Here is a 13,446-nt window from a genome sequence, read left to right as displayed (position 1 = left end):
CGGTGTCGGACGAGTCGCCGTGGTCATCCGCACACGTTGGCCGGGCGTCCTATCCACGCGGGCTCACAGCTTGTGCTCGCCCTTGATGGAGGGCAGGAATCACACGGCCGCTATGAATGGTCGTTTAGCAGCGATGCGCCGGTCCTCTTCTTCATCGGCCTCGCGGGGGTGCCGGCACAGGGAAGGCTCACTCTTCCGGAGGGTGCGCTGTTGAGGTGGCCGCGCTTGCCGAACGACTGGGCTTCATAGCTGCCAGGCGCCCTCCTGGCTCCCTGGGCGTGACTGAGTTACCAAATGAACGAGACTGATGTCCGCCCCGTTCTTGCTGCAGGCCAGATCTGGCGGAAGGGGCGTCGTGAAAGCGAGGTCATCCGCTTCGACGCCCACTTCGTGTGGATGCGTGGCTGCGAGTCAGAGCGGACGAAGCCTGTTCGCCGGGTGAACTCCGGCGCTGCCTCTCCCTCAGACGGGCCGCAGCGCTACACATTCGTCCGAGACCCGCGGAGCAGCCCATGACCACTCGCACGGAGCGCGTGAAGCGCCGCGAGGAGGAGGGCCTGGCCGTTGATGCCGCAGAGCGCGCAGCGCTGTCCGTCCGCAATGCCACGGACTCCTGACGTACTCCTGAACGATCTGGCTGCTCGGCTCGCGGCTCTCAAGCCCCAGCTCGCAGCGGAACGGCTGACGCCTCAGCTCCAACACCGTCAAACGGCCATTGCCCGGCACGGCGCAGCGGCGAATGAGTACCTCCGCGGTGCCAGGCGCGGCATGCGACTTCCGCAAATGGAAGTCAAAATGCAGCTTGAACGGGCGCTTGCTTGCTGCAACGAGCTTGAGGCAGCTCTTCAGCGTCCGGATAACAACTGATGGACTATTCTACGTACCCGCGTGCCCGGTGTGCTGCGCCGGCCCCCGACTCACCCCACCACTTCCTCTCCGCTTCCACCATCCATCTGAAGCGGGGATAATGCGCGAACCGGGATGTGGACCGGATTTCAATGCTTGGAGCACATTGTGCCTGCTCGTCCTTTGCTCATTGCAGCGCTGATCCTTCTTGCTTCATGTGGGGAGGGAGCGAATGCCTCTGATGGCGTAGTGCCTCCCTCTAACGACAGAGACATCCATTCAATGGGTGCCTGTGTCGTGAATCTGGACTGCGATAATGGTCTGAAGCTTTCGTGCTCCAGTGCTGCCGGCAATTGCTCTTCGACAACGAGCAGCGTTACCTGTGACGGAGTGACAACACAATGTAATGGGGGCGGGAGTAGCTGCGCCCCCAAGATGACGGGCATACTCCAAACGATTCCTGCCTGCTATCCAGCGCATTGGCCGTATGGGCGTTATCTGGTCGCAGGAAGAGAGAGCGGAGTCACGTACACCTGGTCTGCCTACTCCGCTGACCTGATCTCGACGTATACGGACCCCACTAACTGGGTAGCTGCGACGGGGGTGGGCTGGTTCACGCTGACGGTTACTGCTTCGCGGCCTGGATGTCCGGTCACAACAACAGTCTCGCAAGACTTCTGGGCCTATGATTACGAAACGGATGCAGGGATCTGTTACTGATTTGGGTCTTTCAAGAGGGGGCGTCCAGATAACCCATGGACGCCCCTAAGTACTTGTTTTTACCTGGGGCGCATAATGGGGATTATGCAAACCAACCGGATAATCCGCCCGAGAAAGTGCGCCCCGTGGTTCTGCGGTGGCCTCCGACGGTGCAGCCCAAGTTAACGTAACAGCTCGCCGCGCCCCGTCTGGACGGGGCGAAGGAGATGCGCTCATCCAGCGCGCCTTCGCCGCCCTTTCAAAATGTCTCGAGGAAGGTCTTCATCTCGCGCAGCACCTCCTCATGGTTGGTGAGCCAGACGTAGTGCCGCGCGTGCTCGAGCTTGATGCCCTTCCAGTTCGGCATGCTCATCACGCTCAGCATTTCGGCGTCCCGCTGGAGCGCCCTGGCGCTCAGGGTCCTCAACTTCTCCTGCACGGGAAGGTCCATTTGGGAGAAGCCTGGGAGGTCCTCCGCCCGCCCGGACCGAGGCTGATCCACGTAGAGGAAGAGCACGGCCGCCGTCACGGCCGCGAAGTCTACCTTCGAGAAACCCTTCATCACCCGCTCCTCCGCGTGCGGCCACTTGCGGCCGCGCAGGTAGTGCCCGGTCTTCGGATCGAACTCGTTCGTCTCGTCGATCTCGTGCGCGGGGAACGCTCCGCCGACGTCACGCGCGAGCGCGGCGGCGAGCGCGGCGCGTGAGGCCACGCCCTCGGGAGCGGGCTCGCTCGGAGGAGGCATGGGCAGGACCGAAAGGAGCTCCGCCAGCAGGTCACCGTTGGTCCTCACGTCCAGGTAGACCACCTTCTCCACGCGCTCCGGGTGATGGGTTGCCACCCAGGTGAGCTCTGGCCCGGCGGCGGAGTGGCCCACGAATGACGCCTTCGCGATTCCCAGCCCCTCCAGCACCCGGACGACGTCCTCGCCCAGGGTGGCGGTGTCGTAGCCCTGCTCGGGCCAACTCGACGAGCCAAACCCCCGGCGGGTGACGGCGTAGACGTGATGGGCCGCGGTGAACTCCGGCGCGAAGGTGTCGAACACGTGGCCCGTGTTGCCCAGGCCCGACAGGAAGACGAGCGCGGGTCCCTGGCCTCCGAAGTCGAGCAGCTCGAGCTCGACCCCCTCGGCCACCTTCACCCGCTTCGCCTGATGCAACGCGCTGGAGTCGGCAGAAGCCGGGACCGGGACGGACTTCGTCGTCACACAGGCGAACAGCGGCAAGCAGAGGAGGAGGAGTTTTCGCATGGACTGACTCAAGTACAGGAATGCGGAGACCACCAGGGAAGCCCATGGGTAACAGCTCGCAGCCATCGTCCTCGGCGATCAAGAGGTCACCCATGCTCTCGCGGATCCGCACCGATTGAACGCAGACGTCTGCGACGTACTGGGCGCCTGCCAAACGCAGGCGCCCAGCGCCTCGTCAGAGGCTCAGGCCGGACACCTGCACGGGCGTGGTGCGGTTCGTGACGGTCCCGTCGCCGAGCTGGCTGTAGTTATTCGAGACCCAGGCCCAGACGGTGCCGTCCTGCTTCAAGGTGAGCGTGTACTCGGCGCCTGCAGCGAGTGGGCTTGGCCAAGCTCACCCTAACGAGGTGGGTGACGCGAGCGCAAACCACCTCCCCAGCGGGCCATGTCCCAGGCGCCGGGGAATCCACGCAAGATGTTGCTGTAGGTGATCAGTCCCGGCACCGCCCGTGGAGCAGCCTTGCTCCGCCACGGGAGCGTCGTCGTCGGGGGTCCGTTCAATGCCGGTTCCAGAACCGGTGGCGCTTGTACTTGGCCTTCTGTTGCTGTGTGTCGCCACAGTACGGGCACTGGAACAGGTAGGGGTGGGGACTGGGCTTCGGAGCCGCCGCGGGGTTGGGCAGGGCCACCCCCGGCAGCGCCGGACGGACCCTGTTGGCCTCCTTGCAGCACAGGTCGCTGACAATCTGCTCGGACAGGTTCAGCGTCGCTCCCAGCTGGGCGGAGACCATGTGTCCCGCGGTGTTGGCTTGAAAGATGGCGCGGCCCACCTCCGCGTTGCGCATCGCCTGGCTCTCGGCACCTGGAACCGTGGTCGCCGGGCCGGCGGGAAGGATGGGATTGCGGACCGCCGCCGGGCCGGCGGAGAGCAGACCGGTCATCCTCGCGGCGATATCTCCTGCCTCGCCGCCGCCGTTGCGCGGGTGCGACGCGACGGCCGCCAGGCTGGCGAGGCTCAGGCCGCTGTTACAGCAGGGGCCCGCTTGTTGCTGGAGCCGATCGACTTCGGGATCACGGTGTGCCGCCTCGGCGATGTCCCAACACAACCCTCCGCCGGTGGGCTCCTCCCCCGAGTGGTAGGCGATATCGAAGGTCCCACTCCGACCCCCGACAATCACGACGTCGCGCCCCAGCTGCCGCATCCGCGCCTTGAGGCGGGCCCAGAAATAGGCGCGCTGTGCCTCGGTGCGGGCATGATTCGCATAGAGGTCGATGTGATTGCCTCCACCGCCCCCCGGCGGGCGCCCGAAGGTCACCACCCTTCGAGCTCCACGGGCTCCGGTGACAGCAGCGAGACGGGCCGGGGTGGTGTTGTGCTGGTAGTTGTAATCCTCGACGCGGTTGGCCACCAGGATGTACCCGGCGGCGGTGCTCAAGCAGCCAGGAGGCTGGGTCAATGCCTGGATCGCGGCATCAATGGCATTCTTCTCCGTGACCATCAGGCGTTCCGTCAACGTCTGCGCATACAACTCACAGGCGACGTCCGCGATGGAGCGCTGCTCCTCCATGGCCTGCTCCACCGCCGCCTCGAAGACCCGGCGTGAGGTGCTCAAGCAGCTTTCGACATTCGTCCCCACCGGCAGGCTCGCGCGCGCGATGTGGACAGGATGCCAGTGCGTCGCCTTGGAGCCCGTCGCCCAGCCCGGAACCGGGGCGCCGTGGGCCGGCGTGGGTCCGGTGATGAGGATGGTCCGCCGGCCCAGGCGTGCCGCGACCAGCTGCTCAATCATGGCGGAGCAGACCCGCAGATGCTTCTCGGTCGGCCCGATGCGAATCGCCACCGCGAGGTCGGGATGGAGCTTCATGGCGACGATGAGCCAGCACAGGTCGCCGGTCATGTCGCTGTTGATCGCGATCGCGCTCGCGGTGCCATCCGGCATGTGGGCCAGCCGTGCCGCGGGCGTCGCGGTGGGCAACAGGCTGTCCGCGCTCTCCGCCAGACGGACGCTGTCCGCCAGCTCCTCGAAGACCTGGGCGGACGCAGGCGCGCGGTTCACCCAGGCGCCCAGCGTGTTGTAGCGGGCGCGCGCGTCGACGCCGAAAGGCCGCGGGGGAGCCCCCACGGCGGACTCACGTGGGTCGATGGCGATGGCCCAGTCCTTCGCGGAGAGCTGGGTGGCCGCACCGCCTCCTCCCGTGGCGACGGCATTGACCGCCGCGATGCGGTTGTTCACCGCGGCGACGGCGCCGTTGGTCCAGGTGTATTGGATGGGATAGGTATTACGAACAGGCGTGAACGGCATCGAACCTCCAGCACGACGGGGGCGACGGACGCGGCGCGCAAGCATAGGTGAGAATGCAGCGCTGCGCCGTCGTACGCGCCCCTCCCCTTCACAACAGGCTCCGGCTCCGCGTCCTGGCTCCAACGCCTATGGGAGCGGGCGCTCAAAGCTCCAGAGGGAGAGGTCTTCAATGAGCCTGGTGAAGCAGCAGGGCATCCTGAGTCCGGGGACGCAGTACGCCAAGGACGCGGACGTCATCATGACGGCGGCGGTCCTCGGGTGGGCGTGGAGCCGTCTGACGAACGCGGACGTGAACAAGCGGCACGCGCGGGTCGACTTCGAGGTGAAGGACAGCCACAAGATGACCCAGCAGCAGTTGGAGGAGCAGCCGCTGGACGCCACCCACACCTCCGCCATCCAGAAGCTCAACCAGCTGCTGCGCGCGGCGGGGCTCCAGGCCGACCAGAAGGTGGAGCTGGGCAAGACGCCCATCTGGACGACCGGTGGCCGCATCACCGGCGGCAGCGGTGACAAGAGCGCCACCGACCCCAACCGCTACAACCCGCCGCTGCCGGACGGGTACGCCGCCAAGCTGTTCCTGATGGCCACCAACGCCGCCACCGCGGACAGGCTGGGCTACCAGGGCCGCGGCGCCTACACGGGGTTCATCGATGGCCGGACGGATGGGCAGACCGGCCTGATGAGCACCTTCCGGCACAACGTGCCGTTCGACATCACCTACGGACGGCGGTGGCATCCCCCCGAGCCGCCCGCCGACCGGGTCTGGGGGATGATCGGCTCCGAGGCGATGCAGGACCACGAGGACCGCGACCCGGAGAAGCAGGGCATCAAGCAGCAGGGGATGCACTTCGAGGGCCCCGCGCCCCAGCGCGGCCATGACATCTGCGCGTACACGCACGGGATGATCCAGGCCATCTACGACGTGCACTTCCAGAAGCTGGCCAACGACCTCAGCCCGACCAAGAAGACGCCCTACAACCCCGGCACGCCGTATGAAATCGCCGTGGGCAAGGACACCACGAAGCTCGCCTCCTGCTTCCCGTGCAGCATCTTCATGGAGGCCACCGGGCACCCGGCTTCCTCCACGCACCTGGGCCGCGGCGAGTCCTGGAGCCCCCTGTACCCGCCCCCCAACCCCACCACCACGCAGCACAAGGCCTGGCAGGCGTGCAACACGCAGTGGCAGGCCTACTGCAAGACCATCCTCGATGCCGGGCTCCAGTGCCTGAAGAAGGGCGCCGCCCAGGTGAACGCGGACTGGAGCGCCAGCGTGACCGCGCTGGAGTCCTTCCTCAACGGGCCGAACGGGGTGAACAAGACGCCGGCCACCGCGGCCCAGGCCTACGCCAACCTCATCCTCGACGCCGTGACGGTCCACGACCACGAGGTGAACCGCATCAACCGGACCCTCAAGTAATCACACGCATGCGGCGGTTCCCGGCTGGAGGCCGGTGACTTCCGACAGGCCTCACGGGGCAGCCGCCCCGTGGGGCTTCTTTTATTTCCGCCAGGAATCACAGCCTCGCCGCCGGTGCCGTCCTGGCGACATGATCCGAACGCACATCTCAGAGGCGTGTGAAGCCAGGGACCTGGCGCTGTTGGACGCGGTGCTCTTCGTCACCCAGGCGAAACAACTGGAGGCCTGGCACCGCGTGCTGGGCGACCCGGAGGTCCGCGACCCGCGGCGCGAATTGCTCGCGGAGCGCCTGTCGCGCCGCACGGGCGCCCCGCTGGAGGGCGACGCCCTCTTCGCGTCGCTGCGCGCGCGAATGCCGGACACCCCCAACCGCCTGCTGGCCTATGGCCTGGCGCTGCGGGCCGCGACCACGCACGACGGACGCCAGGGGCCGGCGCACCTGCCGCTGGCCGTGCTGTGCCGCGAGCTGGGGCTGACCCCGGCGCAGGCGCGGGACATGCGCCTGGGCATCCTGGATGGCCTGTCCCCCGTCGCGCTGGCGGCGGAGCCCGCGCACCCGCGGCGCGCCCGCGTGCTGGAGGCGGTGCTGCTGGCGGCGGGGCTGGAGGCGCACCTGACGGAGGCGGAGACGCTGGCGCTGGACGCGTCACGGGAGGACGCCCCCCTCCTCCAGGAGCTGACCGGCCAGCTGCTGCGCCGCATCGCCTTCGGCTCGCAGGTGGCCTCGCCTCTGGACGCGCTGTGCCGGCAGCTGACGGACATCGCGCTCGCGCCCGCGACGCTCGCGCAGCGCTGGGACGCCCTGCGGCTGGCGCACTGCTTCTCGCACGCGGTGGGCCACGACCTGGGGCAGCAGCTCCTGCTCGACCTGCTGCAGGAACTGCTGCCCCTGGGGGCCGTGGCGGCGGCGCGCGCTACCGCTCGCGAAGCCGCGCGTACCTGAGGATGTGCATGGGCGGGTACAGCCCCAGCGCGTGCGCGGCCGGCATGTTCACCTCGAAGGAGAAGCGGGACAGCGTCTCCACGGGCAGCTCCGCCGCGGAGCGGTGCTCCCGCAGGATCTGCGTGGCCTTGAAGCCCGCCAGGCCCCCGACGTTGTAGAAGGGCGCCACCAGTCCCATCATGCCGCCCGCCTCCAGCTGCACCTCGATGGCGCAGAAGGTGGGCAGGCCCAGGCGAATGGCCTCGTCCATCAGCAGCTGGCTGTGCGGCGCGAAGAAGTTCACCGGAGGCAGGTACACCAGGTCCGGCCTCCGGGCCGCCAGCGCCTGCATCATCGCGGGCAGGCGCGCCGCGTCCGGCTTCCCGTCCTTGCCCAGCGGGTGCACCGCCACCAGTTCGATGCCCGCCTGCGCGGTGAGCTGCTTGAGCTTGTCGAACATGTTGCGCTGGGACGGCTCGGAGGGGTTGTAGGCGACGCCCAGCCGCTTGAGCGGCATGAAGGACTGCATGGCCTTGAGCTGCACGGGCAGCGAGGCCACGTGGACGGCGCCGGTGAGGTTGCGCCCGGAGCCCTCCAGCCGCGTCACCAGCCCGGACGCGATGGGGTCCGACACCATGGCGAAGACCACCGGGACGTCGGTGATGTGCCGCGCGGGGTCCACCTCGCCCAGCCGGCCCACGAGCCCCTCCGTCACCAGCGTGCTCTGGGCGTAGATGAGGTCCGGTGGCCGCGCGCGGATCTCCTGGATGACGGCCGGCAGCCGGGTCGCGTCGCCTTCGATGTTGCGGACGGTGAACTCCACCTCCAGCCCCGCGCTGAGCAGGTAGTCCCGGAAGCCCTGGTCCGCCTCCGCGCCGGTGCGGTGGATGACCATGAAGACGCGGTACGGCGCGGCGGAGGCGGAGGCCGCGGACAGCAGGAGGAGCGCGGCGAGGAACGCCCGGGCCGTCATCGCGTCACCTCCGTGCGGGCGGCCGCGTGCCGCCACATCCGGCCCTGGCGGTCCAGGCTGTGCCGCAGGATGTGTTCGATGACGTCCGCCTGCTTTAGCCCCGCGGCGCGCGCGGTGAACATCACCGCCGCGTGGCTGCCCAGGTTGCAGCCGATGTTGAACTCCAGGAGGAACAGCTCGCCGGTGTCGCGGTGCAGGCGGAAGTCGACGCGCAGGTAGTCGAAGTCCCGCACCGCGGCGCACAGCCGGAGCGCGTACGTCCGCAGCGTCTCCGAGAGCGGGCCGTGCGGCGCCATGCGGCGCTCGCGCCCCCCATCCAGCAGCCGCTTCTGCCGGTGGGTGACGATGCCGTGCGGCAGCGACGAGGTCTCCTCCGCGACGCCCAGCACGAGGGGCTCCTCGCCGCCCAGCACCGGCACCGTCAGGTCCACGCCGGGCACCAGCGCCTCCACGATGCAGGCCTGGCCCAGGTCCTGGAACAGGCGCAGGCGCGCGTGCAGCCCGGCCTCCGTCTCCTGGATGCTGTCCTCGGAGATGCCCACGGACGCGGCGCCGAAGCGCGGCTTGATGATCCACGGCCCCCGGAAGTCCGGCGCGGGCGGCAGCTTCCCCTCCGCCGGGCACGTCACCCAGGGCGCCGTGGGGATGCCCAGCGCGCGCGCCATCAGCTTGGTGAGGTGCTTGTCCTCCGCCAGCGCGCGGATGTTGGGCGGCGCGCCCAGGTAGGGGACCTGCAGCCATTCGCAGAACGCGGACGTGAAGACCTCCGAGTTGCGGACCGGCGCGCGGTTGAGCAGCGTGAAGACGTAGTTGGGTTCGCTGCGGATGTGGACCAGGTCCTCCAGCGAGCGGCACGGCGTGCACCGCAGCCCCAGGCCGGTCAGCGTGTGGAACAGCTCGTGGTTGTAGCGCGGGAGCACGCCGTGCTCCGGGTGCAGCTCGGGCCAGGGGGCTCCGGGGTCCGGCGCGTACTGCGCGAGGAACAACACGTCCAGGCGCTCGCGCTGCGTGGGCGTCAGCTTCAACAGGTCGTGGGGCATGGCGGTCATGGGGCTTTCGGTGTGGGAGTGGTGGGTGGAAGGGAACGCAGGAAGAGGTAGGCGGCGAGGCCCGCGGTGAGCGCGAGCATCCCGACGCCGAGGACGTGGGTGCTGCGCACGAAGCCGCTGGTGCCCAGCAGCGCGGCGGCGAGCAGCGGGCCAACGAGGCTGCCCACGCGCTCGATCATCCGGAAGACGGACAGGAGCGCGTCCAGGCCGAACCCGGCGCACTCCTCGGCGAAGAGCGGCGGGATGCTGGCGAGCAGCGGCGTGGCCGCCAGCGCCTGGCCCAGGCCCACCAGCAGCACCGCGGCCAGCAGCGGCCACGAGCCGCTGGCGGACGCGAACAGCAGCACGCCCAGCCCGGAGAGCCCGCCGCCCACGAGCATCATCCCCCGGTGCCAGCCGTGGCGGTCCGCCAGCAGCGACACCACCGGCGTGGCGAAGACCGTGACGATGAAGTAGCCCATCATCAACCGGCCGATGGCGGCTTCCGTGAAGCCCATCTCATGCAGGCGCAGGGGCGTCAGGTAGAAGAGGAAGCCCGTCAGCACCAGGCGCGCCGGCATGGCCGCCAGCAGGATGAAGAGCAGCACGCGCCCGCGCTTGAGGATGCCCAGGTAGGCGGAGGCCGCCGTCGGGCGGGCTCCGGCCTCCTCCCGCGCGCGGACAGGCCCCAGGTCCGGGGCCAGCAGCAGCACCAGCGCCATGGCCAGGGCCACCAGCGCCGCGGCCACCCCGAACGTCGCCGCGTAGCCGATGCGGTCCGCGAGGATGCCGCCGATGGCGGTGCCACAGACACTGGCGGCCGTGGACGCGCCCACGAACACGCCCATGCTCCGCGCGCCGTGGCTCTGCTTCGACGTGCGCGCCACGTGCAGCAGCGCCGTGGTCGTCACGATGCCGTAGCCGCCCGCGGTGACGACGCGCCAGAAGAACAACTCCGTGAGGCTGGAGGCGAGGCCCGTCATGAACAGCCCCAGGCCCGCGGGCGCCATGCCCACCAGCATCGCCACGCGGCTGCTGCGGGTGTCGAGCAGGCGCCCCGCCAGCGGCGTGCACACCACCATCGCGGTGACCCACAGCGACATGGGCAGCGCCACCATGAAGCTCTCGGAGAAGTAGGGGCCGGGCTGGTACAGCCGCTTGACGAAGAGCGGCCAGAACGAGCGCGACAGCTCCGAGCCGAAGAGGAAGACGAACAGCGGCAGCCGCAGGTCGCTCGTCCCGGGCTCCTCCAGCGCGGCGGGGGCCTTCGGGTCTCCGAAGCGGAAGCGCGCGTCCAGCGTCCGGGCCGCGCGCGCGTCCAGCGCCGCGTGGCGGCGGTTGAGGCCGCGCACCAGCCGGCCCGCGGAGGCCAGCGCCCGGGTGGCCTCGTCGTGCAGCCGCACCCGGGCCTGCCGCGTGAAGTCCCCTGCCCCGCCCAGCTCCAGCAGGCGCCGCAAGAGCCGCAGCGGCCGGAGGACCAGCAGGCCCATCAGCGCCATGAGCACCTCCACGGTGACCAGCGCCGTCACGAACAGGGTGATGAGGATGTCGGTGTGGATCTCCTGGAGCCGCTGTTCGACGTACGTCGCGTCGATGCCCAGGTGCAGCTGGCCGATGACGCGCCCCCGCGACTCCACGGGGTGGACCAGGTCCAGGTCCCCGTCCAGGCGCGCCAGCCCGCGCGACTCCTCCAGCGCGTGCGCCTTGAGCACCTTGTCGAAGAAGGACGCGGGCTTCGCCCTCAGGTGCCGGGACGCGTACAGCAGATGGCCGTCCGGCGAGGCGAAGCCGATGTAGCGGATCTCCTCGTGGCCCAGGGCCGCGTCATCCAGGTAGGCATCCGCCGCGCCCAGCCGGTTCACCGGGATGCCCAGGTCCGCGGCGCGGTGGAACTGGAGCGCCGCGGTCTGCGCCAGCGTCTCCGCCTTGGCGCGCAGGTCGGGCCGCAAGGACTCCTCGAACAGGCGCGAGGCCTGGAGCGACGCCGCCACCAGCGTCGCCACGATGAGCAGCGTGGGCAGCAGGCTCACCTTCCAGATGCGGCCCCGGGACAGGCTTCCGTCGTTCGTGGCGCTCATGCCGGGCCCTCCAGCGAGCGCTCCGCGCGGGCCAGGGCCTGGGAGGCCTCCTGGTAGCGCGCGTCGAAGGCGCGCAGCGCCTCGTCGGCCGGAGGCACATGCGCCGGGCCGTCCATGTTCCGGAAGGCCTGCTCCATCACCTGGAAGCGCTGGCCCAGCGGCCGGAGCAACGTCCACATCAGGGCGCAGACGAGCGCGAAGCCGATGGACAGCGGCCACAGCGCCTGGCGGGCGAAGGTGTGGAGGAAGGCGCTGGCGCGCGCATCCAGCGCCTTGCGGTCGTAGGCGATGAGCACCAACCCCACGGGCTGGCTGAAGGGGTTGAGGATGGGCGCGCCCACCAGCAGGGCCTCGCGGTCCGAATGGCTCCAGGTGCCGCCGTGCGCGGCGGCGGCGGCCTCGAACCAGGCGGCCCGCTCCCGGGCGGAGCCGGGCAGGTGGGTGGTGGCGTGCAGCCCGCTCTGGAACAGCACCGTGCCCCGGCGGTCCAGGATGGCGACGCCCCGGATGTCCGGATCCATGCCGGACACGCGGGTGAGGATCTGCTGCGCGTCGCGGACCGCGGGCAGGGCCAGCCCCAGGTCGATGGCCGCCTCGGTGGAGGCCTTCGCGTCCAGCGCCAGCACGCGCAGGCGGGACTGCTGGAGTTCCCCGAGCGTCGTCTCGAACTTGGCGAAGTTGAGCAGGACGATCAGCGCGATGGAGAAGCACAGGATGGCCGCCGTCGCGGCCCCCAGCTTGAAGAACAGACTCATGGCCCCGCGCTCCCCTCTAGAAGAACCACTGGATGCGCATGAGGAGCTCGTCGTAGGGCGCGCGCCCTCCGGCGAAGAGGTACCGGCTGGCGTTGAACATCCAGCGGGTGTTGGTGTTGAGGTACCAATTGACGCCGGCGGTCAGCTCCTGGAGTCGCTCCTCGGAGGGCCCGTCGTGGTCGGGCAGCCCCTCGAAGCGCAGCCGCGCGAAGCCGTAGCGCAGCGCCAGTTCCCAGGCGCCCGCGCCGTACCTGTCCGCGCCCGGGTCGAAGGGCCGCTCCGGCTCCACGCCCCGCTCCTGCTTCTTCTCGCCGGTCAGCACCCACGTGCCGGACGCGTAGAAGGCCTGGGAGCGCAGCCCCGCCAGGTGCACTCGCCGGTCCTCCTTGCCCAGGTCCGCGGCGGTGAGCCAGCCCTCGCGGGAGGGGGAGAAGAAGCGCGCGTACTCCACCTTCAGCGACGTGGGCCCCTGGAAGGAGACGAAGTCCGCGCCCAGGCGCCATTCAGGCGGGACGACGAACAGGCCCGTGGCTCCCGTGGCGTACGTCAGCTTGTACTGGGGCGCCGTCAGGAAGTTGAAGCCCGTGGCCAGCTTGCCGCGCGCCTCCTCCGGCAGGTTGTCGCCCAGCGCGTGGGTGGCGCTCACCGCGACGGAGATGCCCTCCGCCGGCGACGCGGCGATGCGGCCCGCCAGCATCTTCCCGCGGTCCTCGTCGCGCGCCTTGCTGCTCGCCTCGTTGAAGAGGCCCAGCCAGTACTCCACGCGGTTGCCGGCCAGCTCTCCGTGGAGCGCCAGGCCCTGGTCGTACCGGGGCAGCACCAGGGAGAAGAGGAGGGACTGTTCGACGAAGTCCAGGAAGGTGGAGGAGGTCTCCAGCCACTCGTAGCCGAAGGGGACCTTGAGCCGGCCCGCGCGCAGCCGCAGCCAGGGCGCGGCGCGCAGCTCCAACCAGGCGTCCTGGTAGAGGGGCGTGTCACGCAGGCCCACGTCGGTGATGAGCCGCACGTCCGCGAAGGGCGCCAGCGTGCCGGACAGGTTGATGCGCGCGCGGCGGACGAGGAAGGTGCTCGCGAGCCCATCGTCGGTGGGCGTCAGCCGCAGGTCCGTCTGCAGGCCCATGCCCACGCGCAGCGCGGATCGGCCGTCGCGGCTCTGCAACACCGTGGCTCCCGTGGGGGGTGGCGCTTCCGCGCGGGCCTGGAGGGCCGGCAGGAATAGCGAAACAAAAACAGACA

The 13,446-nt window shown here is 69.5% G+C and carries 10 protein-coding genes; 2 read left to right on the top strand and 8 right to left on the bottom strand.

All coding sequences use genetic code 11. The features are described 5' to 3' along the window. Positions 1-1,804: 1,804 nt before the first annotated feature. From AABA78_RS27870 to AABA78_RS27860, 3 genes are all read right to left on the bottom strand, one after another. On the bottom strand, positions 1,805-2,794 hold the full coding sequence (locus tag AABA78_RS27870; protein ID WP_338267509.1) for an alpha/beta fold hydrolase: 990 nt from the start codon (positions 2,792-2,794) through the stop codon (positions 1,805-1,807). Between the two features lie 175 nt (positions 2,795-2,969). Beyond that, positions 2,970-3,083 (bottom strand): RCC1 domain-containing protein, encoded by a 114-nt coding sequence (locus AABA78_RS27865; RefSeq protein ID WP_171420196.1) that lies wholly within the window; start codon positions 3,081-3,083, stop codon positions 2,970-2,972. Positions 3,084-3,291: 208 nt separating this feature from the next. Beyond that, positions 3,292-5,037, bottom strand: a complete 1,746-nt coding sequence (locus AABA78_RS27860) for a hypothetical protein (RefSeq protein ID WP_338267507.1) — start codon at positions 5,035-5,037, stop codon at positions 3,292-3,294. A 169-nt stretch (positions 5,038-5,206) separates the two neighbouring features. On the opposite strand from AABA78_RS27860, the gene AABA78_RS27855 reads away from it, so the two are divergent. Then, positions 5,207-6,454, top strand: coding sequence for a hypothetical protein (locus AABA78_RS27855; protein WP_338267505.1), 1,248 nt, complete (start codon positions 5,207-5,209; stop codon positions 6,452-6,454). 130 nt (positions 6,455-6,584) lie between these two features. Further along, positions 6,585-7,397, top strand: a complete 813-nt coding sequence (locus tag AABA78_RS27850) for a hypothetical protein (RefSeq protein ID WP_338267502.1) — start codon at positions 6,585-6,587, stop codon at positions 7,395-7,397. Here AABA78_RS27850 and AABA78_RS27845 read toward each other — a convergent pair. The 5 genes from AABA78_RS27845 to AABA78_RS27825 are packed head-to-tail and all read right to left on the bottom strand — an operon-like array spanning position 7,369 to position 13,372. Beyond that, on the bottom strand, positions 7,369-8,349 hold the full coding sequence (locus AABA78_RS27845; RefSeq protein ID WP_338267499.1) for an ABC transporter substrate-binding protein: 981 nt from the start codon (positions 8,347-8,349) through the stop codon (positions 7,369-7,371). The genes AABA78_RS27850 and AABA78_RS27845 overlap by 29 nt on opposite strands. Beyond that, entirely contained in the window at positions 8,346-9,398 is a 1,053-nt protein-coding gene (locus AABA78_RS27840; RefSeq protein WP_338267498.1) for a D-alanine--D-alanine ligase family protein, read from the bottom strand. Before AABA78_RS27840 ends, AABA78_RS27845 begins: the two co-directional genes overlap by 4 nt. Then, a complete protein-coding gene (locus tag AABA78_RS27835) occupies positions 9,395-11,455 on the bottom strand; it encodes an MFS transporter (protein WP_338267496.1) in 2,061 nt (686 codons plus the stop codon). The genes AABA78_RS27840 and AABA78_RS27835 overlap by 4 nt, the downstream gene beginning before the upstream one ends. Then, the gene (locus AABA78_RS27830; RefSeq protein WP_338267493.1) at positions 11,452-12,210 is read right to left on the bottom strand and encodes a hypothetical protein; all 759 of its coding nucleotides are present in this window, start codon (positions 12,208-12,210) and stop codon (positions 11,452-11,454) included. The genes AABA78_RS27835 and AABA78_RS27830 overlap by 4 nt, the downstream gene beginning before the upstream one ends. A 16-nt stretch (positions 12,211-12,226) precedes the next feature. Continuing rightward, positions 12,227-13,372 (bottom strand): porin, encoded by a 1,146-nt coding sequence (locus AABA78_RS27825; RefSeq protein ID WP_338267491.1) that lies wholly within the window; start codon positions 13,370-13,372, stop codon positions 12,227-12,229. Between the last annotated feature and the right edge of the window lie 74 nt (positions 13,373-13,446).

It is taken from the genome of Corallococcus caeni, assembly GCF_036245865.1.
GTDB classification, from domain to species: Bacteria; Myxococcota; Myxococcia; order Myxococcales; family Myxococcaceae; genus Corallococcus; species Corallococcus caeni.
The sequence above is the reverse complement of the archived record's forward strand: the minus strand, read 5'-3'. Positions and strand labels throughout refer to the sequence as shown.